Here is a 21,784-nt window from a genome sequence, read left to right on the forward strand (position 1 = left end):
GAGAATATGTTAGAACAGCCCCAGAAATTATAATTAATTTTATGCGGATTCATTATTCTTTTTAATCTGACAAGCCCTTCGACCATGCCTACAATAGAAGATATTAAAAAAGCCCGAAAACGTATTGACTCTTTCGTTCACGAAACTCCGATTCTTACATCCTCACTTTTAAATGAATGGCTAGGACATGAAATTTATTTTAAAGCTGAATGCCTACAAAAAATAGGGGCATTTAAGGCTAGAGGCGCTTGTAATACGTTGGCTTGGCTCATAGAAAATAATGAAAAACCTAAACATGTAATAGCCAACAGCTCCGGTAATCACTCGCAAGCGGTGGCATGGGCAGCAAGGCAATTTAATATTCCGGCTACCATTTATATGCCAGTCTATGCCTCTAAGATAAAAATACAGGCTACCAAATCGTACGGAGCCCACGTTGAACTCTGCGAGAACCGAAATATTGCCGACGAGCTTGTTCTTGAAGCTTTCAAAGAAGAAGGAACCTACTGGATACCACCATTTAACCATCACCAAGTAATTGCAGGCCAAGGAACAGCTATCTGCGAGGCACTTGAGCAAGTAACGGACATAGATGCCGTTTTTGCACCCTGTGGTGGCGGTGGGCTTTTATCCGGTACAGTTATCGCTACCAACGCTTTGTCACCCAAAACCAAGGTTTTTGGTGTTGAACCTTTAAATGCTAACGATGCCGCCGAATCATTACGCACAAATCAAATCCAGAGGTTAGCTTCAACCCCTGATACTCTTGCAGATGGCGCTATGACCATGTCCGTAGGTGACATTACTTTTGAGTACTTGAAAACGTTGGATGCCATGTATGAGGCCGAAGAATCAAAATTGATATACTGGACACAATGGCTAACCCATTTACTAAAATTACACGTTGAGCCTACCAGCGCCATGGCCATGGAAGGTGTTGTGCAATGGCTTAAAAATAGTACTAGTAAAAAACGTGTTATGGTAATTTTGTCTGGAGGAAACATAGACCATACAAACCAATTAAAGATTTGGAATACGAACCATTTAGATTCTAGGCCCGGCTTAAATCTTTAAAGGGCTACATTAAGATTCCACGGCTACTTCTCCCAGAAACTCTTCAGGAAGCACCTGAAAATCAAAACTCAACATTTTTTGAATAATAGCATATAGTTCTGGAAAATCTGCTAGAAATACTTCTGGAGTTTCGGCATAATTCTCTACCGCTACGGAAAAAAACTCCTGTAGGTTGGTCATCCCGTATTCTCTAAAATAATTTGAATCCGATAGCTTTTGAGCATAACCTTCCCTTAGAAAAAGTTCTTTAATTTTCTTAAGCCCTACTCTAAATTTACGTGCTTCCCATGAGCCTTTTCTAATCATTTCAAAACTGAGGGCGTGGGCAAATTCGTGAAAAGCAAGATTTACGTTATCATCAGAAATCCGGAATCCTTCCCAAATAGTATCCGCAGAAAAAATAACGGTTTTAAAACGGGGGTTATACTCCCCTAAATGATGTCTTCGGCTAATTCGGGAATAATATTTTGAGGGATAAATAACGATTCGCAATAAGGAACGAGTCATTGTATAATTCTTTAAGCCCAATGTCATTAGTATAACAGAAGTACTCAAAAGCAATTTCAATTCTTCTTTCTGGTTTACTTCGCCATAAAAAATAAACTTCTTTTTACTTCTAAACCATACGATACGTTTATCGCATTTTTCTTTTAAAGACGCAGGTAACTTTGAGTAAACAGGGAAATTATCTGTAATTAGTTTTTTATCTCCAGCAGAAAGAGCCTTTAATTTTACAAAAGGATTCAAAGAGTACAACCCAAACGTATAATACACGATGTACAACACCTGAAAGCCAAGGAATGCCAGTGCTAAAATCTTGAAGTTGTACTCTGTAAGCATACTGCTTACAACTCCAAAAATAAATTTAAATTGTATAAGCAAGTCTGCGTTTACATACGTTCTGGAACGTCAATACCTAAAAGTTTAAAAGCCGATGCTACTACCTCGCTTACTTTCTGAGAAAGCTGCACACGTAGTATTTTTTTCTGGTCATCGGTTTCACCTAAAATTGATACTTGTTGATAGAACGAATTAAATTCCTTTACCAAATCATAAGTATAGTTAGCAATCAGAGCTGGACTATAGTTATCTGCCGCTAGTTGAATTAGTTCAGGATATAACTGTAGCTGCTTTATAAGTTCTTTTTCTTTGATATGTAATTCTCCAATAGCGCTAATCTCTACATCTGCGCTAGTGTCAAAATCAGCCTTTCTTAGGATAGACTGGATACGTGCATAGGTATATTGTATAAACGGACCAGTATTTCCTTGGAAATCCACAGATTCTTCAGGGTCAAAAAGAATACGTTTTTTAGGGTCTACTTTTAGAATGTAATATTTAAGCGCTCCAAGACCAATCAACTTATAAAGTACATTTTTCTCGTCATCAGAGTAACCTTCCAACTTACCTAAATCTTCGGATATTTGAGCTGCAGTGCTCGTCATATCGTTCATTAAGTCATCTGCATCTACAACGGTCCCTTCCCTACTCTTCATTTTACCACTTGGTAAATCCACCATTCCATAACTTAAATGGTGTAAGTTTTCTGACCAAGAGAAACCTAATTTTTTCAAAATCAAGAACAACACTTTAAAGTGATAATCTTGCTCATTACCCACGGTATATACCATACCACCAACATCTGGATAATCTTTTACCCTTTGTATTGCCGTACCAATATCTTGGGTCATGTAAACCGCTGTACCATCTGACCGGAGTACTATTTTCTCGTCAAGACCTTCTTCAGTAAGATCAATCCAAACGCTACCATCTTCTTTTTTATAGAAAATACCTTTTTCAAGTCCGCCAGCAACTACATCCTTACCTAACAAATAAGTATCGCTTTCATAGTAAAGTGTATCGAAATCTACTCCAAGGTTCTTATAGGTAACATCAAAACCTTTGTAAACCCAACCATTCATTTCTTTCCAAAGCGAAACTACTTCCTCATCACCAGCTTCCCATTTCAGAAGCATTTCTTGAGCTTCCACAAGAATAGGAGCTTCTTTTTCGGCTACCTTTTTATCGGTTCCGTTAGCTACCATCTCTGCTATTTCTACTTTGTAAGCCTTGTCAAAAGCAACGTAATAGTTACCAACAAGCTTATCTCCTTTTAAACCTGTACTTTCTGGAGTTTCACCATTACCAAAACGCTGCCACGCCAACATACTTTTACAAATATGAATACCACGGTCGTTAATGATTTGGGTCTTATAAACTTTCTTTCCAGAGGCTTTCAAAATCTCGGCAACAGAATATCCTAAGAGGTTATTTCTTATATGCCCTAAATGCAAAGGTTTATTGGTATTTGGCGAAGAATATTCAACCATTACGGCATTGTTGTCCTCTTGAGGCACAAAACCATAAGTATCATTATTTTTTATATCATTAAAGAAATCAAGATAAAAAGTATCTCCAATAACTATGTTTAAAAAACCTTTAACCACATTGAAACCGGTAACCTCAGCTACTTCTTTTTCTAAATAAGCGCCTATTTGTTCACCTATCTGAACCGGATTTCCTTTCACAAAACGAAGCATAGGAAATACCACAACAGTGATATCACCTTCAAAATCCTTCCTGGTCGGTTGAAATTCTACCGATGGTAATTCTATTTTAAAAATAGCTTCAACAGCTTCTTTAACCTTGGCTTCTAAAATTGCTTGGATACCCATAAAATCTTTCGTTTCAGGCTGCAAAACTAATCATTTTTTACGCTTTTACCGTAAGACGGGCTGTAATGGCTTCGCTTTTCTTTAACTTTATGAAAATGTAGCCCTACGGGCAATTAGTTTTGAAAAAAGACCCCACATGCTTTTAAACGTATCATACACAGACAAACAGGTTACTAAAAAGATAGACGAAGCTGTAGGTAAGCCCTTTAAGCTGAGAGAACGTTGGGATATGGGAGGCATTGGTTCGCCTAGATTGTTCATTACTGAAACCAGTGTTGAAATTAGAAATTTGCTAATTTTAGATAATAACCGTGACCAGTGCAATATAGAGCTCAGGCCTAAAGGAATTATTGTTCGCTTTAGGTCATTATTGGAAACCTTTGCTTTGGTTATTCCATTTTACAAACTCACTTTGTACAAAGGCGATATTGGTATTTATTCCATATATCGCGATCATTATTTTATTAAAGTAAAGGCCGATACTAAAGCGATTCAGAAATTTTTTATCAAAATTCAAAATTACAAGGCAGATAATGCGCCTACCTCAATCGAAGATTTATAACACGTAACAGAACATGAAAATACTCTTAACAGGTGCCAACGGTTATATTGGTATGCGATTACTACCACAGTTGTTAGAAATGGGCCATGAAGTTGTTTGTACTGTGCGTGACGAAGCGCGGTTCTCTATTGATAAAGAAACACGGGCACAGATTGAAGTCCTTGAAGTAGATTTTTTAAAAGAGGTAGAACCTTTTAAAATTCCTAAAGACATTGATGTTGCCTATTTCTTGATTCACTCTATGAGCTCCTCAATACAGGATTTTGACACCCTAGAAGCAAAGACGGCAGAAAATTTCAATGCCTATCTAAGTGAAACAGAAGTAAAGCAAGTTATTTATTTGAGTGGTATTGTTAATGAAGAAAATCTCTCCAAACATCTTTGGTCTAGAAAAAATGTGGAGCGCATACTTTATGAGGGCTCTTTTCAACTTACGGTTTTAAGAGCTGGTATTATTGTGGGTTCTGGTAGTTCATCTTTTGAAATCATACGTGACCTCTGCGAGAAACTACCTTTTATGATAACGCCTAAATGGGTTTTAACCAAAACTCAACCTATTGCTATACGTGACATTCTTGCCTTTTTGACCGGTGTTCTTGGCAACGAAAAAACCTATAACGATTCTTTTGATATTGCTGGGCCAGATGTTCTAACCTATAAACAAATGTTAGAACAGTATGCAGAGGTGCGTGGTTTCAAGAACTATATTTTAACGGTTCCCGTAATGACGCCCAAATTATCTAGTTATTGGTTATATTTTGTTACCTCAACTTCCTATAAGCTGGCATTGAATCTTGTAGACAGCATGAAAATTGAGGTCATTGCCAAAGACCAGAGGTTACAGAAACTGCTAGATATTAAACCTCACACTTACAAAGAGGCTATTGACTTGGCCTTTAAAAAAATAGAACAAAACTTGGTAGTCAGCAGCTGGAAAGACAGTATGGTAAGCGGCCGCTTTAAAAAGAATTTGGAGAAATATATTCAGGTTCCCAAATATGGAGTTCTTAAAGACGTGAAGAAAATAAAGGTTGATAATCCAGAACAGGTCCTGAAGAATATTTGGAAAATTGGCGGAAATACAGGTTGGTACTACGGCAACTGGCTATGGAAAATTAGAGGGATTATCGATAAATTTTCTGGCGGCGTTGGGCTACGTCGTGGTAGAACGCACCCAGATAAAATTTATGCCGGTGATTCATTAGATTTTTGGCGTGTACTCTTAGCTGATAAAAAAGCGAAACGTTTATTACTTTTTGCTGAAATGAAACTACCGGGAGAAGCTTGGCTAGAGTTTAAAATTGATGAAAACAATGTGCTTCACCAAACTGCAACTTTTAGACCTAGAGGTTTAAAAGGGCGATTGTACTGGTATAGTATTGTACCTTTTCATTACTTTATTTTTGGTGGAATGATCCGTAATATCGCTAAAGCAAAATGAAGATAAAACTAGCACTTTTTTTCCTAATCAGTCTGGCAACCCTAACATTTACGTATGGGCAGACCTCCGGATTAAGTAAATTGGAAATTCCAAAAACGGCTCCTTCTGGCTTTGAATCCGTTATTACAACAAAACTCAACAAGCCTCTACAACCTGGAGCAGCTTATGAAATTGGTTTTTGGATTTTTGGTAGGCAACTGCCGAATCAAAGTTACTCGTATCCCATAGCCGTATTCCCATCTAGTAAAACAATTGTTAACGACGGTATTTCAAGTATTGTAGAATCTGTTCAGCCTTCACCTAAACTAGAAGTAAATCCTCCGCCTAGCTTTGCTACCCGTGGTCATTTTACATTTATTGTTAGGCCCGATCAAGTTTATGACCATTTAACCGTAGCTCTTGAAAATGAAAATGGCAAACCGTCACCTATCGACTTTAAAAAAGATATTACGGTTATAGGTGTTTTTGCAAAACCTCTTCCTACCGGACCAAAAAACAAATCTGTTCAATTTAAAAAAGCTGGTATCAATAAAACAGCAATACCAGCCAAAATAGCCGAACGTACATTAATAGACAGTAAAAAGAGTTACACCGTCTCAGAGAATAAAATCCAGTTGGGTCTTTATGATCATCGCAGAATAGATAATGACATTGTTACCATTTATCTAAACGGAGAAATTGCTGTTGAGCATGTTCAACTGAAAAGCAAAAAGCAATTTTTTGACCTCACATTACAACCGGGGCAAAACATAATAACCCTGCATGCCGAAAATTTAGGAGAGGTTGCCCCTAACACAGCTGCCATTCTAATTAAAACAGAAACGGAAGAATTCATGGCGGTATTGGAATCTGATTTAGGGCAAAGTTCTTATATTAAACTCCTCTATGAGAAGTAATGGATAGGTTAGATACTAAATGCGACTAATGCGCAAAACTACCTCCAAAACCGAATGGACATTTCATGAAACACCTAAAGAATCCCTTACTTTCTGTCTCTATTGGCATTATCTTATTTTTCACTTTGGTAGTGTTCTTTGCCACAGAAGCAAGCTATGAAGCTATTGAAATGGCATCAATGTGGGTTCGTAACTATTTTGGTTTCTTCTACCTTTATTTAGGTCTGGGCTGTGTATTGTTCTTATTGGCGATAGCATTTTCGCCCTTTGGAAAAATTAAACTTGGCAAGAAAGATTCAAAACCCGAATATTCTCTTTGGGCGTGGACGGCCATGCTTTACAGCGCAGGAATGGGGTCCGGTATTTTATTGCGTGCTGTTCAAGAGCCTGTTTTCATGCAACAACATCCGCCTTATCAATCAAGTTTGCAACCAGAAATATTAGCACTGGAATTCACTTTTTATCAATGGGGGTTTACAGCTTGGGCCTTTTACGGGCTTTTTGCCATGGTTGTAGGCTACGCACTTTTCGTTAGAAAAAAGAAAGTACGGGTAAGCTCTACTATAGAAGACAGTATTTCTAATCCCATTGCAAAAAGTGGAATTGACATTATGACCATTGTCACTACGGTTTTTGGTCTTATCGCTGCCATTGGTTTAGGCACCACACAAATAAACGGAGGCCTTAACCATGTTTTTACAACTAATTTTGGAGTAACGACTACCCTACTTCTAGCCTCTCTAATTTCTGCAATTGCATTTTATTCTGCATGGCAAGGTGTAAATAAGGGAATCCAAATTATTTCAAAAGTTAATATTATTATTACAACGCTTCTATTGCTTTTCGTTTTTCTGATGAGTGATATTACCGAAATACTAATTGCCTTTGGTACAGCCACCCTGAACTACCTTATTGACTTTGTTCCTATGAGTTTAGCTTACGGAAGTTATCACCCAGGAATGACTTTCTTAACTGATTGGACTTTCTATTACTGGGCTTTTTGGCTTGCATGGGCTCCGTTTACAGGTATCTTCATTGCCAGAATTTCTAAAGGGCGTACTTTGAGACAGCTCCTGTTGGGTGTATTAATCATTCCTTCTTTAGGAACATTTTTTTGGTTCTCGGTTTTTGGAACCTCAGCTTTTGAACTTATTGAATCATGGGGTTCTTATAATAATGAGTTTGGAAATGTCTTCTCATCCATTTTTGTATTTTTTGGAAACTACCCTATAGCCACCCTTTTGAATTTTACAACCATCTTTCTACTTATCAGTTTTTTGGTAACCTCAGTAGATTCTGCCGTATTTGTGTTGAGTATGTTTACGGACCATGGTAAAAAAGACCCTAGCAAAAAACATAGGCTTATTTGGGCCGTTTTTATTTTGATGGCTACCATGTCTTTACTTCTTCTAGGGAATGCAAAACCTGATATAGATGTACTCACCGCCGTACAAAAGCTTTTAATTGTAACCTCTTTACCATTTGCACTCTTTATGGTGTACATGGCAGGAGCTTTTGTGTGGGAACTTATGAATAGAAAAGAAAAGCTGGCTTAAAACTAAGGTTTTTATTGCCAAACCTTATTATTCTACAAATTTATTGGCCTTTACCCTAAATTTTGCGATGCTCAGAAATCCCTTTGAAAACAAGGTTCTCGATGAAGTGTTTCAAATCTCCGATAAGCCAAAATGCTATTCAACAAAAAATTAAACTTTGACATCGGAAAAATGTCATTTGGCAACAAACGCGTTTTTTGAGTTAATAGTCGCCGTAAATTAGCTTCAGAAATAAAAACCCCCACCGTCATGAACAAGAAATTAAAAAGCCTACTTTACTTAGCCAGCTTTGTTACAGCAGTAATTATTTATAATAATGAGAACAAGAGTCAACAAACAGAGCATGCGGTGGCAGACGTTACTATAGAACAAGTTTCAACCCAACACGGATTGAACTAAAAAATATTATGAAGACTATTTAGGTTTCCCAAAAGCCTAAATGTTTTCACCTCGAACATTCCTACTTAAAATGCGAAAAGGACCTAGATACATCTAGGTCCTTTTTTTATTATTATTTCTGTACTGGTTGCACTTCAGATACAAGGATTTAGAACAATTCCTGTTTTACTGCATCAAAATATTGAGCGCTAACGGGTATTTCCTTATCGCCTATATAAATATCTCGCCCTTTTAAAGCAGTTACCTTGTTTCGGTTTATAATATATGAACGATGAACGCGCATAAACTGGTCTTCTGGTAATATATCCAATAGCTTTTTTAGCGACTGCAAACTCATCAACTTTTTATCGCCTAAATAAAAATTTACATATTCACTATCACTTTCTATATACAGAATGTCTTCATACTTAATTTTATGAAGATCATAGCCAGATTTTACGGTAATACTATCTTTGCCCGATGAAGCCTTCTCAGGACTAACATCTTCGTATTTAGGTTTTGCCTTATTTACAGCTGCCAAAAAGCGTTCAAAAGTGATGGGCTTTAAAAGATAATCAAGTGCGTTAAGTTCAAAACCTTCCAATGCATATTCAGAATATGCCGTGGTGAATATAACTTGGGTATGCTCAGGAACTAATTTTGCAAAATCAGTACCTTTTATTTCAGGCATCTGAATATCAAGAAAAAGTACATCTATCCTTTCCTCTTTCATAATTTGCAGTGCATCCAGAGGATTTGCGACCTCAGCTATTAGCGTTAAAAAATCTAACCTATTGATATAAGCTTTTAAAAGGCCTCGTGCCAATTCTTCATCATCTACAACAATACATTTAATTGGCTCCATTTAAACTTATGCTAAGGTTTACGGTATAACTTTCTGGGGTTTGTACAATACTTAATTCATGTTTATTTGGGTACAATATTTCCAAACGCTTCTTCACATTTTCTAATCCAATACCACCTACAGCATCTTTCTGAGCAGGCCTCTCAGAAACACTATTGGCCACATAAAAATTAATTTTCTTATCATCAGAATGTACTTTTATCTCTAGGTAACCATCTGCCACGTGATCTATATTACCATGTTTGAGGGCATTCTCTACATAGGGAATAAATATCATGGGAGCTATCATAGCGCCAGAATTAGAAACTTGAAAATCTGTCTTAATAGGAAACGGTTTACTACTTTTTAAACGAAATAAATTTAAGTAATTACTAATATACGCAATCTCCTTTTTAATAGGAACCGTAGGCTGTTCACATTCATACAACACATACCTTAACATATCTGACAAAGTTCCAATACTCTCCTGTGTTTTATTGGAATCAATTACGGATAATGCATAAATATTGTTTAGAGAATTGAACAGAAAATGTGGATTAATCTGCGATTTTAAGAACTTCAATTCCATCTGAAGATTTTCATTCTTATTCCTGATAGTCTCCTCCTCTTTCTTTTGAGCGAATAAAAAAGTCTCTACAAAAGTAGCTAGTACATAGGCAATGGATAGTATTAAAAACTGAATCAATATTTGAGGCGGCCCCATTGGTGGACCTCCTCTATGTTCGCCCCTCATTGGCGGTGGAATACCGCGTTCTGGCAACCCCATACTTTCTGATATTAAAAAGGAGCAAAGAATAATAAGGGCTACCGAGACAACCCCGAACAAGAGATACTTTTTCTTGAACAATAGTGTTGGTGCCGTTATATAAATTAGAACAGCAATAACAACAATCTGCATTAAGAACGAAGGGGCATTTTTATCTAAAAAAATACTGTTTTCATTAAGCAACAGCCAAGCCATTAGCCATACTGCTAGCCATAAGAAAACATGAAAAAGAAAGCGATACGTTTGTTTCATACTACAAATTAAAGTAATTATTTCTCAGCAAAACCCAAAAAAGATCACTCAAAACCCTTTAAATAATGGGCTTTACTGAGCAGAACATGGCATTCACTTAAAAGCTCTCGTCACTTACCAATTGGCGTCATACTGTATATAACCTTTGCCCACCTTTGTAATCACAAATAGAAACAATTAAAAATAAATATTATGAAAAAGAAGTCATTTTACACAGCAATTGCAACAGTAGCTCTTACCATTATTTCTATCCAAACTACGTCTGCACAAGAAAAGCGAGGACAGGAACCACCATCTGCTACAGAATTAATTAAACAGATGGATGCTGATGAAGACGGAAAACTATCTGAGAAAGAAGTAAAGGGGCCAATAAAAAACGATTTTTCAAAAATAGATACAGATGAAGATGGGTATCTAACACTTGAGGAATTGAAAAATGCTCCAAAGCCTAAGAGAGGTAAAAAGTAATACGAGAAAAAATCTCAAACAATCAATGACCTGTTACGCTATGGAAGGGTTTCCTTAGTTTAAATTATTGAGCGAAAATGAAAAGGAGAAACCAGGTTACCCTTACCATGTTGCCGCTACTGGAAAACAACTTTATAGGTTGTTTTCCTTAAGCACAGAGATTTTTGAAATTAAATAAAACATGATAGCATTAAAATAAAATTAGACATCATGAAAAAAATAATCATTGGCATTTTAATAGGGTTCTACTCGTTATGCGTTAGTGCCCATAGTTCACAAATTTCTACTATGACTTTGGCGCAGGACCAACAAAATAATTGGACGCTACACGTAAGCTCCTCTTTTGACGGTTTTAGAGAACAATTGATTCAGAATTTTCCTGAAATTAAAATTGATGAATTATCTGCCGATGAATTTCAAAAACTGGTAATAGGCTACACAAAGGATAATATTCTATTGAATGCCAACACTAATTTCATAGGAGAACTTAGAGAAGGCTCCATAAAAATGGAAGATCAAACAGACCTGGAATTTAGAGTTACCGGTCTACCCAATGAGATAAACAACTTACGTGTTCAGTTAAAAGGATTTAATGAAACATCGGACCAAATCACTGTTTTTAAAATTATTGATGCATCGGAATCCTCAAAAAATTTCGAGATTAAAAAAGATAATCAGTTTATGGTTTCCATTGACAAGGTAAATGGAAGATATCAACTAAATGGCGATGAATCCAATTTAATAGCACCCTTTATTGCTCTAACATTACTAGTTCTCTTTTCTGTGTTTATCATTTCTAAAATATTTACAAGAGAAGAAGTCGTACTTAAAGCAGTTTGATGATTTGCTTTACTGAATCATTCCGCATGTTTGCTGAAAGTTAAGGCTCACTTACTGATTGCTCCATTTTGGTATCTAATTATTTACGTAATTCGAGCGATATAAAATACTAATAATCAGTTATCTAAAATAAATAAAATGAACAAAAAAAACCTAAACAAAGCTTTTCCATTTGGGATTGCCTTAGCTATTATTTCCTTTAATCTTATAGCCTGTAGTACGGATAGCACGGACGATAGTGTTATTGATGAAGACAGCGAAGAAGAAACTGTAACCGAACTGCACGCTGCCTATGCTGCTTTTAACAGTGACGCTACCACAATTTATTTAGATGGTTCTGAAGTTGTTATTGAAACCACAGGACTACCTAATCATGAAACTGTTTATTGGGGCGAAAACAGTGATTTATATAGAGAAGAGCCAGATGTAGCGGTGACACCTAGTATAATGACCAGCAACAATAATGCTACTACAATTAGAGTAGATGCCACCCCAGACCTTACCGGAAATACTGTAGATACAGATTTTAACACTATTGGTATTGCAGTAAGTGGCTCATCACTATTTAATGATCAAGAAGGAGCCGGTGCATTAGACCAAGCAGCTGCCAGCTTAGATTGGACCGGTGCCCATATTGGTCCTGGTGTATACCATTACCATTTAGAGCCAATAGCATTTACTAACGATGATGATAAACTTGTAGGTATCTTGCTAGACGGAGTTTTTCTTTATGGAAGAAAATGTAACTCAACAGAGGCGTACCCAACAGACCTTGATTCATCAGGAGGTCATGTTTCAACTACACAATACACAGATGGTGCAGAAGAATACCACTATCATATTATAAACGAAATATATTCTACTACAGGATCATACCTTGCTTTTGCCGGTCCTTACCAAGGTTATTAAAAAACATTATGAAATTATTCTACTTTATGTTATTTCTTATGCTCTCTCTTGCCAGTTGCAAAGAGAGCAAGGAAGTAGAACCAAAGGTTGAAGAAACCATTGTCATCAATAACCTTGAGGTTCTAAAAAAGGATTTGACACTAAATCAAATTGAAGGTAGATGGTACTATAAAAATGAGCCGTTTAATGGGTACTCGGTAAAATTTCATGCCAATGGAGCATTGGGTGAACGCTTAGGTTATGTAGACGGAAAAAGGGAAGGAATTTTCAAACAATGGTCTAATAACAATGTACAGCGCATTCAATCATATTACAAACACAATCGTTTAGACGGCTTATATAAAACCTGGTGGGAGAACGGTTCGCTTTCAGAAGAATCTCATTATGTTGATGGTGTTCTACATGGAGTGCAAAAACACTGGTATGATACAGGTGAGATTGCAAAAGAGAGAAATTTAGTAGAGGGCAAAGAGCAGGGAATGCAAAAAGCCTGGCTCAAAAACGGTAAACTGTATGTAAACTACGAAGCCAAAAACGGTCGTATTTTTGGAATGAGAAGAGCTAATTCATGTTATAAATTAAAAGATGAAGTTGTCATCAGGGATAAAAAAATATAGTTTTTTACTTTTGCTTTCGGTTTTAATCGGATGTAATCAAACAGTAAAAAAGGAGAATCAAGAGAAAGAGGTTTCCAGCAGAGTTGAACACCTGCCTTACTTTGGCGACGAATCTTTTACACCACATTGGTTAGAACCAGGTTCTCAAGAAGAAAAGGCGTTTCATAAGATTCCGGATTACGAGCTTTTAAATCAATTGGGAGATACCATAACTCCTGAAACTTTTGATGATAAAATCTACGTAACTGATTTCTTTTTTACCAGCTGCCCTGGCATTTGTCTTAAGATGATGGGTAACATGCAAAAAGTACAAGAGGCTTTTAAGGAAGACCCTAGTGTTTTAATACTTTCACATTCTGTGACACCTACAATAGATTCTATTCCCGTACTAAAAACCTATGCCGATAAAAATGGAATTATCGCTAACAAATGGCACTTGGTAACAGGTGATAAGCAGGAAATATATAATCTAGGACGAAACCAATATTTTGTTGAAAACGATTTAGGTGTTCCAAAAGACATAAACGATTTCTTGCACACAGAGAACTTCTTACTGATTGATAAAAATAAACACATAAGAGGTATATACAACGGTTTAAACCGTTCTTCAGTTGCCCAATTGATTACTGACATTAAGGCCTTAAAAAAGGAATAACTACTCATGACAGTATTTAGAAAAATCCGTAAAAAATTACTGGATTCAGGAAAATTAAAAAGTTATTTGGCTTATGCCTTTGGCGAAATTCTTCTCATTGCCATAGGTATATTAATTGCCTGGAAAATAAATGACTTGAACGAGATTCGTAAAAACAGAATCGTAGAGCTTAAAATATACGAGAGCTTATATGATGAACTTAATACAAATCTAAAAATTCTAAACACCTCAATAGACCGCTACTCAGAATCTTCAAAAAGGTTGGAAGGTACCATGAACTATATTGGGCTTCCTCCCGAAGAAATTACAGAAGGAGCAAAAGATACTATTGTACATATTAACTACTCTGAAATTAACCTTTTGGAAGGCGCTCTAAACTCTGTAATCAGTACCACCAAGTTTGAACTTATTGAAAGTGACTCCCTAAAGAGCTTAATCACCAATTACCCTGCAGAAATACAGAAACTAAAATCTATAGACTCCAAAATTAAAGAGATTGTTTTAGACAGATTGCAACCCTCATTGGAGAAGCACTTAGCGTTGAAGGATATACTATCCAAAGACAATCCTAAATACATGAGGATACAAGAATTTGGAGAACAATCTAATTATAATGATTTATTACATAGTAAAGACTATCAAAACAGTTTGGTGGACCGTTTTCTACAAACAGAAAATTTACTTACCAGCGCTAAAAAGTTAAGAAATAGAACGCAAGTAATGTCTTTAAAATTAAGAAAGGAATTAGGCTATTCACTTTAGCCCCTAGAGTTTCAATTCTTTAGAATTGATAACAACACAGCTCTTTTAAGTTTAAGCTAAAAAGACCTTTTACTAAAGTCCCAACATAGAGAAAAACTGTGTCTTATGGCTTTCGCCTATAGGTATACGAATATCATCAATTACAATTCTGTTCCGCTGTATAGTTTTTATAAAATCTACGTTTACAACAAAAGATTTATGAACTCTAACAAATTGATTTTGAGGAAGTTTTTCTAATATATCCTTAAAACTAAGAAGCGTTAAAATTGCTTTATTACTCCCTACCACATGAATCTTTAAATAATCCTTTAGCCCTTGTACGTACTGTATATCGTCTAAATTAATTTTCACACTTTCATGTTCTGATTTCACAAAAATAAATTTCTGACTTTCATTGGCATCGCCATTTGACGGAAACACATTGGCAGCTGTTGCTGGCAAATCTTTACGCGTCAAAATCTCTTTTGCCCTTAAAACAGCTTTAATAAAACGTTGGTACGGAATTGGTTTCACCAAGTAGTCTACCGCATTAAGTTCAAAACCTTCCACAGCATATTGAGAATAGGCAGTAGTAAAAATAAAAAGTGGTCTATTATTTAACGCGCTAATAAAATCCAATCCGTTAATTTGGGGCATTTCAATATCACAAAAAATAAGATCTACCTTCTTTTCGTTTATCGTTGCAATAGCCTCTAAGGGATTTGTAAAGGTACCTATGACCTCAATAAAACCTATTTTCTTACAGTAGTCTACCAATATCTCAATAGCCAACGGTTCATCATCAATGAGTATGCAGTTCATATTTTATAGGTTTAAAATTAAATTAACTTCATAAGTATCTCCATCATCCTTTATATCCAATTCATGGGAATTGGGATATAAAAAGTTCAACCTATTCTTTACGTTCTGAAGACCAACCCCACTACTCTCTGATTTTGCCTGGTGCTTTCCTATTTTATTAACAACGTATAGATGTATAGACTTCTCTTTGATCAAAAGGTTTATTTTAACACTGGTCTTTCCATCATAGTCCGTGCCGTATTTAAAAGCGTTTTCTATGAATGAAATAAATAGCAGTGCCGGTATTATCTTTCCTGTATCATCACCAGAAATTTTCAAATACACATTTTCACTATTTGCCAATCGTAACCTTTGCAAGGCTACATAACTTTTAATATACTCTATTTCTTTGTTTAACGGTACAAGGTCTTTATCTGCCTCATATATCATATAACGCATTAATTCCGATAAGTTTATAATTGCCTCAGATGTATCCGGAGACTTTTTGACCGATAAAGAGTAAATGGTATTAAGCGAGTTAAAAAGAAAATGAGGGTTTAACTGCGTTTTTAGGAATTGTAATTCCGATTGCACCTTTTCTTTTTCTACAGATCTCCGAAGGTCCTCGTTCTTTTGTAACTCATTATAAACGCGGAGCATTATGGCAAAAATATAAGGTATCCCAAAAGTTACAAATGGCATTAACGAAAACCGAATAGGCATCCTAGACCCCCTTCGTTCTTTCATATATTCTGTAATGGGGCCAAAGTCTTTTGGTCCTTCAAAAGGAAATAGATTATGAGCTCCGTAACCCACAGCTAATATTAAGACTATTGAAATACCAATGTAGGTTTTCATTTTATCCTTCAGCAGGAAGTTCGGAACCAGGTAGTAATAATTGAAGTAAAATAATACCGCTGCCATTACCAATTTAATACCAATATGAGGTGGTATGGATCTTGACTCAAGCAAAAACGGATAAATTAAAACGCCAAAAAGTGCACACCACAAGAAGGCATGTACAAACCATTGTGGCAAGTATTTTTTTTTGGAGGCGTTCATTTTATTAATCTAAAATAGATATTTGTAAATCCTTAAGTTCAGAAATAGAGATGTAGGGGTCTTCTCCTTTTTCTATCTTTCTCAGGACCATATTTCCAACCAGCATAGCCTCTTTTTCTGATTCAAAAGATTTCTTTCCTTGAATTGCAGGTATAAAATCTTGTTTTACCAATACCTTGTCATCATATAAAATTTTATACCCATATCCTTCATTCACCTGTAAAACCTCTGTATGAAGTCCTGTGGTATCTTGTTTTACTTCATTATATCTAAATGCAATATAAACAAGAGCAACGAGCAAAGCCGATAAGAAAAAATATGTTTTTTTTGTTTTCATATGTACCCAATTAAAAAATGGGGCAGCCCTCAAAGTACTGCCCCATAACTCACTCAAATAATCAACTAGTCTTCATCATCATACTCATCAAAAGGTAAAAATTCGTATAGGTCATCTAAATAAAGACTTCCCGTTTTCCCCAAGCCCACAACAGCTTTAGTTCCGTTAGAGAAGGCCACCCCGTCTTGTCTTGTAGTACCTTCAAAACTTGTTTTTAATTCCCAATCATCTGTGCTTGGATCGTACTGCCAAACAGTACCTAACGTGCCACTAGATACTCCGGTAGCTATATAACCATACCCATTTAGAGTAAAGCCAACCGCATTACTTCTTGTAATGGAATAATCATCTTCTTCATCTAGGTCTAGTTTTTTGGTCCAAGTTTCGGTAGCTGCATCAAATGCCCAGAAATCATCAATATAAATTCCGTTAGATACTCCCGTTCCTAAATAAACTTTATCTCCAATCGTGAAAGTTGTAGCTGCTCTTCTTTTATCACCGCCAAAACCAACTAGTTCGGACCATGAGTCCGTAGCTGGGTTGTACTTCCAAAAATCTTTACGATCATTCTCGCCATCATAACCCGTTCCAAAATAACCAAGTCCGTTCATACCAAATGCAACAGCACTACGTCTTCCCGTTGTTGGTAAAGCAGCAATTTCTTGCCATGAGTTGGAACCTGCATTATAAGCATAAAAATCGGCCAGCTCATCTAATCCATCATATCCTGAACCGATGTAACCCGTTCCGTCAATTTCGAAACCCACGGCTGCATTTCTAGCGCTTCCTATAAAGTCAGCTTTTTGAGACCAAAAATCTCCATCCATGTCATAAGACCAAAAAGAAGTAAGGTAATCATCACCGTCATAACCCACTCCCGTATACCCTGTATTACCAATAGTAAAGCTTGCTGTTCCACTACGCGGACTACCATCAAAAACGGACCTATCTACCCAGTTCCCTAGGTAATCATCGTCATCATCATCGTTTGAACAACTTACCAGGGAACAGATTACTGTGCTGAAAATTGTTATCGTTCCTATATAGTACTTGAATCCTTTCATGTGCTTTTCTATTTTGTTAGCCGGTTAATTTTTACCAAAACTAGGACACAGTTTTCACCCTTGAAACCTAAATAGATGAAGCCCTGTATTTAACACATGAACAGGTCTATTTAATCTACCAAAACGATTTCTTGTTTAATAGCCAAAACTCAGGGTTTGGTCTTATAACTATGAGCATTGGTCTATTCCTGTTTTTAGGCACTACGGCGTACAATACATTTACGCTCAAATAAGATGTATATGAAAAACGCCCTAGTCATTTTTACCTGCTTACTAATCCTAATTTCATGCAGTACCGATGCCATAAACAGTTCCGATTTTGAGGCGGGCGACACCTTTACCGACAGTGATATACGCGTTGTGCAGTTAGATACGATGACCGTAGATTTTTCTACTATGAAGTTTGATAGCATAGATACCTCACAATCTGCCCGCATGCTTGTTGGAAAATATAGTGATCCGGTTTTTGGAGCAGTAAAAACGGCTAGTTATATGGAATTGATTCCAAGCTCTTATTACATAGATGCAGATGCCGAATATGATAGTATAACCTTCCTACTTAGACCAGATAATTACTACTACAATGACACACTACAGTTAAATACAATACACATAAGACAATTGACCGAAAGCCTAAAGCCTGCCGATGGTATTAATTTCTATAATACCAGCACTATAGGTTTTGAGAATGAAGATTTGGGCACTCTAGATTATTACCCTAGACCCTTAGGTACAGATTCTCTAGAAATTAAACTGACGGACACTCTAGGGCAAGAACTTTTTGATGATTTACAGCAGAAGAAAATAACAACTTATGATGAGTTCAAAAATTACTTTTATGGCATTTCTGTTCAATCTGGTGAGGATGATAATGGTTCCGTAATTGGTTTTTCCTTGACCTCTAATATGCGTCTATATTATAGTATAGCCGGCGAAAATGAGCATGTTCAATACTCAACGGATTTCACCATAAATACCAGTAGTTCTCCCCTGCCGTTTTTTAACCAAATCTCTGCAGACGAACCCAATGAATATTTAAAGACATTAACTGATCAGGAAATTAACCTCTCTAGCTCTGAAACGGATAACCTAAGTTTTATTCAGTCTGGAATTGGTATAGCAACCAGACTTGAATTTCCTAATATAAAAACGGTGTTTGATATTCAAGGACAGGGAACGCTATTAGATGCTTCCCTTAAAATTGCACCTGCCATAAGCTCATATAATGATGCATTGGCCTTAAGAGATACCTTATCCATCTTTATCGTTGATCAAAACAATGAACTAACCAGTCAATTGATTTCAACAGATGGTTCTGCAGCACAGGCTATTTTAAACCGAGACAATCAAGAGTTTAATGATGTTTATTACGAATTACCCTTAAGTGGATATTTGGAAGGGTTACTGTCCGTAGACCAAGAATCTTCTGATGCCCTAATTCTTTTGCCCAGCAATTACAACTCGACAGTGGACCGTTTTGTACTCAATACAGATATAAATACTCAAGGCACCACTCTTGAACTTACTTATGCTATTTATGATGAAGATGAATAAAGTCGCACTCTTTTCCACTTTTGTATTATTCTTAAACTTCTGTTCAGTACGGGCGCAATCAGAAGGTTTAACTAGTTCCCCCTATTCATTATATGGTCTAGGTACCATAAATCAATCTAGCATTGGGCGAACCAACGGAATGGGTTATACAGGAATAGGCCTCAAGACCTCAAATCAAATTAATAATTTAAACCCTGCTAACTATGCATTAATTCCAGAAGGTTCATTTTTTTATGATATTGGAATAAAGGGGGAATACAACCAGTATAGCAACAAAGCTGATAGTGAAACAAAAACCACCATAAACTTCTCGAATATAGCACTTGCCTTTAGAGTAGCAGAAGGGCTTGGTGCAGGTATATCTCTTGTTCCTTACAGCGAAGTGGGTTATTCTTTAATTGGAATTAATACGAACATTGAGGGAACTGATGAAACGTTTGAAAGTAATGTAAACGGAATTGGTGGTTTAAGTGAACTCAAATTCAATTTAGGATATAGTGTTTTACCTAATTTAAGGCTTGGCGCTAACGCATCTATCTTATTCGGAAACATTGAAGAAAATGAAGCTTTTGTAATTAACCAGAGTGCCTTTAGCTCAGAAGAAACCACCAACTATTCCGGTATTCGTTTGGGGCTTGGTATGCACTTTGATGTTTCCGAGAATTTTACAATTGGTAGTACTGTTCAACTACCTACTAGCTTAAAAGGAAATATAAAACGTTCCATAACTAAAAGCTTAGATGGCACGGAAATTACCGTAGAAGATGGAGAAAGTGATACTTCTGCAGACTTTAATATGCCACTTGAAGTGGGTATAGGAATGAGCGCAAATATTCTTGAGTCGTTCACTGTAAGTGCTGATTATAAAAAGAACTATTGGGATGCTACAGGGCAGACAGAAAGCCTTGGCAGCTATGCCGATCAAGACATTTTTGGAATTGGCCTTGAGTATGTAAAAGACCCTACAAGTTATAAATACACAGACCGTATTCGCTACAGAACCGGTTTTAATTATGACAACGGATATCTTTCTATAAACGGAAAAAAAGTAGATGGATATAATATTACTGCAGGTATTGGTATACCCGTAGGTCAAGGACAAAAATCTATGATGAACCTTTCCTATAGCTATGGTTCAAAAGGGCAAATTCAAAACATACTGATAAAAGAAAACTTTCATCTGTTAACCTTGAATTTAAGCCTAGAAGATCTTTGGTTTCAGAAACGAAAAATTAACTAGGCCTATAAATTATATTATTTAGAATGTGGTAGAAAAACCTCAGCCATCATGCAGCGAGCGCTACCGCCTCCACAAGTTTCAATGGTTTCTAAAGAGCTATGAATAATTTCACAGTACTTTTCAATAGCTTCAATTTGCTTTGAAGTTAAGCTGTTGTACGCAGATGAGCTCATCACCAAGTACCTCTTATCATCGCCTCCTAAAACTTGAAGCATATTACCGGCAAAGTGATGCATTTGCTGTTCGGTAATTTTAATGATTTCCTTACCATCTTGCTTCAGATGATCAATTACATTTTTGCGTTCTTTTTTATCGTCTATAGTATCAAGACAGATAACCGAAAAGTTTTCGGCCAAGCACATCATAACATTCGTGTGATAAATAGCCATTCTCTTACCGTCTACAGATTGGTTTGCGGTAAAAATCACTGGAGAATATTCAAAATCTTCGCAGAACTCTATGAATAACTCTTCATCTGCCCTTCCAGAAAGTGCACAGTATGCTTTTTTGTTTACCCTGTCCAAAGCTATACTACCTGTAGCTTCAAGAAAAACACCTTCCGCTTCTGCAGAAGTGTAATCAATTATGTTTTCAATTTGCAAACCCTTTTCTTCAAGGATTTCCAAAATATCTTCACGTCTTTCATTACGTCTATTTTCTGCGAACATAGGATACAGACCTACCGTACCATTAGCATGAAACGAAATCCAATTATTAGGGAATAGAGAATCGGGAGTATCTGGTTCCTTAGTGTCTTCCACCACAATTACGTTCACGCCTTTTGAGCGTAAAACATCTACAAAAGCATCAAATTCTTGTTGTGCTTTTGCATTGATTGTCGAATTCTGAACATCTAAATCTTCTTGAAAATAATTATTGACCGCAGTCTGCTCGTTCATCCTAAAATTGACCGGACGAATCATTAGTATATTGTTGGTAATCTGCATAAAAATTCAATTAATTTTGCGCGAAATTAGCGCTTATAAACCTGTATAAACTAGTATAGATAGAAAAATCAAGCTTGGAGAAAC

The 21,784-nt window shown here is 36.3% G+C and carries 23 protein-coding genes; 14 read left to right on the forward strand and 9 right to left on the reverse strand.

The annotated features are described in order from the left end of the window. The first annotated feature begins 84 nt into the window (after window positions 1-84). Window positions 85-1,074: a serine/threonine dehydratase gene (locus HW347_RS13825; RefSeq protein WP_225901933.1), complete on the forward strand. Its 990-nt coding sequence runs from the start codon at window positions 85-87 to the stop codon at window positions 1,072-1,074. 9 nt (window positions 1,075-1,083) lie between these two features. On the opposite strand, the gene HW347_RS13830 is transcribed toward HW347_RS13825, so the two are convergent. Both HW347_RS13830 and argS read right to left on the reverse strand, forming a co-directional pair. Continuing rightward, complete coding sequence (locus tag HW347_RS13830) at window positions 1,084-1,914, reverse strand: zinc-dependent peptidase (RefSeq protein ID WP_214612401.1); 831 nt, start codon at window positions 1,912-1,914, stop codon at window positions 1,084-1,086. Window positions 1,915-1,964: 50 nt separating this feature from the next. After that, entirely contained in the window at window positions 1,965-3,749 is a 1,785-nt protein-coding gene (argS, locus tag HW347_RS13835) for an arginine--tRNA ligase (protein WP_214612774.1), read from the reverse strand. 136 nt (window positions 3,750-3,885) lie between these two features. Between argS and HW347_RS13840 the strand changes: the two genes are divergently transcribed. The 5 genes from HW347_RS13840 to HW347_RS13860 all read left to right on the forward strand — a co-directional run bounded on the left by HW347_RS13840 (window position 3,886) and on the right by HW347_RS13860 (window position 8,603). Further along, the gene (locus tag HW347_RS13840) at window positions 3,886-4,311 is read left to right on the forward strand and encodes a hypothetical protein (protein WP_155594646.1); all 426 of its coding nucleotides are present in this window, start codon (window positions 3,886-3,888) and stop codon (window positions 4,309-4,311) included. Window positions 4,312-4,324: 13 nt separating this feature from the next. Then, window positions 4,325-5,752 (forward strand): SDR family oxidoreductase, encoded by a 1,428-nt coding sequence (locus HW347_RS13845; protein ID WP_214612402.1) that lies wholly within the window; start codon window positions 4,325-4,327, stop codon window positions 5,750-5,752. Next, window positions 5,749-6,648: a hypothetical protein gene (locus HW347_RS13850; protein WP_214612403.1), complete on the forward strand. Its 900-nt coding sequence runs from the start codon at window positions 5,749-5,751 to the stop codon at window positions 6,646-6,648. The genes HW347_RS13845 and HW347_RS13850 overlap by 4 nt, the downstream gene beginning before the upstream one ends. 65 nt (window positions 6,649-6,713) lie before the next feature. Beyond that, window positions 6,714-8,204, forward strand: coding sequence for a BCCT family transporter (locus tag HW347_RS13855; protein WP_214612404.1), 1,491 nt, complete (start codon window positions 6,714-6,716; stop codon window positions 8,202-8,204). Window positions 8,205-8,453: 249 nt separating this feature from the next. Beyond that, complete coding sequence (locus tag HW347_RS13860; RefSeq protein WP_155594650.1) at window positions 8,454-8,603, forward strand: hypothetical protein; 150 nt, start codon at window positions 8,454-8,456, stop codon at window positions 8,601-8,603. A 148-nt stretch (window positions 8,604-8,751) separates the two neighbouring features. Here HW347_RS13860 and HW347_RS13865 read toward each other — a convergent pair whose 3' ends face one another. Both HW347_RS13865 and HW347_RS13870 read right to left on the reverse strand, forming a co-directional pair. Next, window positions 8,752-9,447: a LytR/AlgR family response regulator transcription factor gene (locus HW347_RS13865; RefSeq protein WP_214612405.1), complete on the reverse strand. Its 696-nt coding sequence runs from the start codon at window positions 9,445-9,447 to the stop codon at window positions 8,752-8,754. Then, on the reverse strand, window positions 9,434-10,465 hold the full coding sequence (locus HW347_RS13870) for a sensor histidine kinase (RefSeq protein ID WP_214612406.1): 1,032 nt from the start codon (window positions 10,463-10,465) through the stop codon (window positions 9,434-9,436). The genes HW347_RS13865 and HW347_RS13870 overlap by 14 nt, the downstream gene beginning before the upstream one ends. A gap of 192 nt (window positions 10,466-10,657) precedes the next feature. Here HW347_RS13870 and HW347_RS13875 point away from each other — a divergent pair, with 192 nt between their 5' ends. The 6 genes from HW347_RS13875 to HW347_RS13900 all read left to right on the forward strand — a co-directional run bounded on the left by HW347_RS13875 (window position 10,658) and on the right by HW347_RS13900 (window position 14,716). Continuing rightward, the gene (locus tag HW347_RS13875; RefSeq protein ID WP_155594653.1) at window positions 10,658-10,933 is read left to right on the forward strand and encodes an EF-hand domain-containing protein; all 276 of its coding nucleotides are present in this window, start codon (window positions 10,658-10,660) and stop codon (window positions 10,931-10,933) included. Between the two features lie 210 nt (window positions 10,934-11,143). Further along, window positions 11,144-11,773 (forward strand): hypothetical protein, encoded by a 630-nt coding sequence (locus HW347_RS13880; RefSeq protein ID WP_214612407.1) that lies wholly within the window; start codon window positions 11,144-11,146, stop codon window positions 11,771-11,773. A 138-nt stretch (window positions 11,774-11,911) separates the two neighbouring features. Next, a complete protein-coding gene (locus tag HW347_RS13885) occupies window positions 11,912-12,682 on the forward strand; it encodes a YHYH protein (protein ID WP_214612408.1) in 771 nt (256 codons plus the stop codon). An 8-nt stretch (window positions 12,683-12,690) separates the two neighbouring features. Further along, window positions 12,691-13,299, forward strand: coding sequence for a toxin-antitoxin system YwqK family antitoxin (locus tag HW347_RS13890; RefSeq protein ID WP_214612409.1), 609 nt, complete (start codon window positions 12,691-12,693; stop codon window positions 13,297-13,299). Further along, entirely contained in the window at window positions 13,268-13,954 is a 687-nt protein-coding gene (locus HW347_RS13895) for an SCO family protein (protein ID WP_214612410.1), read from the forward strand. The genes HW347_RS13890 and HW347_RS13895 overlap by 32 nt, the downstream gene beginning before the upstream one ends. A gap of 6 nt (window positions 13,955-13,960) precedes the next feature. Further along, window positions 13,961-14,716, forward strand: coding sequence for a hypothetical protein (locus HW347_RS13900; protein WP_214612411.1), 756 nt, complete (start codon window positions 13,961-13,963; stop codon window positions 14,714-14,716). Window positions 14,717-14,788: 72 nt separating this feature from the next. Here the strand turns inward: HW347_RS13900 and HW347_RS13905 are convergent, their stop codons facing one another. The 4 genes from HW347_RS13905 to HW347_RS13920 all read right to left on the reverse strand — a co-directional run bounded on the left by HW347_RS13905 (window position 14,789) and on the right by HW347_RS13920 (window position 17,959). Continuing rightward, window positions 14,789-15,517 (reverse strand): LytR/AlgR family response regulator transcription factor, encoded by a 729-nt coding sequence (locus tag HW347_RS13905; protein ID WP_214612412.1) that lies wholly within the window; start codon window positions 15,515-15,517, stop codon window positions 14,789-14,791. 3 nt (window positions 15,518-15,520) lie between these two features. Then, window positions 15,521-16,558 carry a sensor histidine kinase gene (locus HW347_RS13910; RefSeq protein WP_214612413.1) on the reverse strand — a complete coding sequence of 346 codons (1,038 nt, stop codon included), beginning with the start codon at window positions 16,556-16,558 and terminating at the stop codon, window positions 15,521-15,523. A 4-nt stretch (window positions 16,559-16,562) separates the two neighbouring features. Further along, window positions 16,563-16,895: a DUF4907 domain-containing protein gene (locus HW347_RS13915; protein WP_214612414.1), complete on the reverse strand. Its 333-nt coding sequence runs from the start codon at window positions 16,893-16,895 to the stop codon at window positions 16,563-16,565. 65 nt (window positions 16,896-16,960) lie between these two features. Further along, window positions 16,961-17,959: a Kelch repeat-containing protein gene (locus HW347_RS13920; RefSeq protein ID WP_214612415.1), complete on the reverse strand. Its 999-nt coding sequence runs from the start codon at window positions 17,957-17,959 to the stop codon at window positions 16,961-16,963. Window positions 17,960-18,199: 240 nt separating this feature from the next. On the opposite strand from HW347_RS13920, the gene HW347_RS13925 reads away from it, so the two are divergent. After that, on the forward strand, window positions 18,200-19,513 hold the full coding sequence (locus tag HW347_RS13925; protein WP_214612416.1) for a DUF4270 family protein: 1,314 nt from the start codon (window positions 18,200-18,202) through the stop codon (window positions 19,511-19,513). Beyond that, entirely contained in the window at window positions 19,506-20,753 is a 1,248-nt protein-coding gene (locus HW347_RS13930; protein WP_225901934.1) for an OmpP1/FadL family transporter, read from the forward strand. Before HW347_RS13925 ends, HW347_RS13930 begins: the two co-directional genes overlap by 8 nt. A gap of 14 nt (window positions 20,754-20,767) precedes the next feature. On the opposite strand, the gene ctlX is transcribed toward HW347_RS13930, so the two are convergent. Beyond that, window positions 20,768-21,700 carry a citrulline utilization hydrolase CtlX gene (ctlX, locus tag HW347_RS13935; protein WP_214612418.1) on the reverse strand — a complete coding sequence of 311 codons (933 nt, stop codon included), beginning with the start codon at window positions 21,698-21,700 and terminating at the stop codon, window positions 20,768-20,770. Between the last annotated feature and the right edge of the window lie 84 nt (window positions 21,701-21,784).

It is taken from the genome of Zobellia barbeyronii (genome assembly GCF_018603515.1).
Classification (GTDB): domain Bacteria; phylum Bacteroidota; class Bacteroidia; order Flavobacteriales; family Flavobacteriaceae; genus Zobellia; species Zobellia barbeyronii.

Excerpts from the sequence above, each read along its gene's own strand:
- HW347_RS13855 (WP_214612404.1), top strand. The coding sequence starts at position 6,714 with ATGAAACACCTAAAGAATCCCTTACTTTCTGTCTCTATTGGCATTATC.
- HW347_RS13885 (WP_214612408.1), top strand. The coding sequence starts at position 11,912 with ATGAACAAAAAAAACCTAAACAAAGCTTTTCCATTTGGGATTGCCTTA.
- HW347_RS13840 (WP_155594646.1), top strand. The coding sequence starts at position 3,886 with ATGCTTTTAAACGTATCATACACAGACAAACAGGTTACTAAAAAGATA.
- HW347_RS13830 (WP_214612401.1), bottom strand. The coding sequence starts at position 1,914 with ATGCTTACAGAGTACAACTTCAAGATTTTAGCACTGGCATTCCTTGGC.
- argS (WP_214612774.1), bottom strand. The coding sequence starts at position 3,749 with ATGGGTATCCAAGCAATTTTAGAAGCCAAGGTTAAAGAAGCTGTTGAA.
- HW347_RS13900 (WP_214612411.1), top strand. The coding sequence starts at position 13,961 with ATGACAGTATTTAGAAAAATCCGTAAAAAATTACTGGATTCAGGAAAA.
- HW347_RS13930 (WP_225901934.1), top strand. The coding sequence starts at position 19,506 with ATGAATAAAGTCGCACTCTTTTCCACTTTTGTATTATTCTTAAACTTC.
- ctlX (WP_214612418.1), bottom strand. The coding sequence starts at position 21,700 with ATGCAGATTACCAACAATATACTAATGATTCGTCCGGTCAATTTTAGG.
- HW347_RS13880 (WP_214612407.1), top strand. The coding sequence starts at position 11,144 with ATGAAAAAAATAATCATTGGCATTTTAATAGGGTTCTACTCGTTATGC.
- HW347_RS13915 (WP_214612414.1), bottom strand. The coding sequence starts at position 16,895 with ATGAAAACAAAAAAAACATATTTTTTCTTATCGGCTTTGCTCGTTGCT.
- HW347_RS13910 (WP_214612413.1), bottom strand. The coding sequence starts at position 16,558 with ATGAACGCCTCCAAAAAAAAATACTTGCCACAATGGTTTGTACATGCC.
- HW347_RS13845 (WP_214612402.1), top strand. The coding sequence starts at position 4,325 with ATGAAAATACTCTTAACAGGTGCCAACGGTTATATTGGTATGCGATTA.
- HW347_RS13850 (WP_214612403.1), top strand. The coding sequence starts at position 5,749 with ATGAAGATAAAACTAGCACTTTTTTTCCTAATCAGTCTGGCAACCCTA.
- HW347_RS13865 (WP_214612405.1), bottom strand. The coding sequence starts at position 9,447 with ATGGAGCCAATTAAATGTATTGTTGTAGATGATGAAGAATTGGCACGA.
- HW347_RS13825 (WP_225901933.1), top strand. The coding sequence starts at position 85 with ATGCCTACAATAGAAGATATTAAAAAAGCCCGAAAACGTATTGACTCT.
- HW347_RS13870 (WP_214612406.1), bottom strand. The coding sequence starts at position 10,465 with ATGAAACAAACGTATCGCTTTCTTTTTCATGTTTTCTTATGGCTAGCA.
- HW347_RS13925 (WP_214612416.1), top strand. The coding sequence starts at position 18,200 with ATGAAAAACGCCCTAGTCATTTTTACCTGCTTACTAATCCTAATTTCA.
- HW347_RS13905 (WP_214612412.1), bottom strand. The coding sequence starts at position 15,517 with ATGAACTGCATACTCATTGATGATGAACCGTTGGCTATTGAGATATTG.
- HW347_RS13875 (WP_155594653.1), top strand. The coding sequence starts at position 10,658 with ATGAAAAAGAAGTCATTTTACACAGCAATTGCAACAGTAGCTCTTACC.
- HW347_RS13920 (WP_214612415.1), bottom strand. The coding sequence starts at position 17,959 with ATGAAAGGATTCAAGTACTATATAGGAACGATAACAATTTTCAGCACA.
- HW347_RS13890 (WP_214612409.1), top strand. The coding sequence starts at position 12,691 with ATGAAATTATTCTACTTTATGTTATTTCTTATGCTCTCTCTTGCCAGT.
- HW347_RS13895 (WP_214612410.1), top strand. The coding sequence starts at position 13,268 with ATGAAGTTGTCATCAGGGATAAAAAAATATAGTTTTTTACTTTTGCTT.
- HW347_RS13860 (WP_155594650.1), top strand. The coding sequence starts at position 8,454 with ATGAACAAGAAATTAAAAAGCCTACTTTACTTAGCCAGCTTTGTTACA.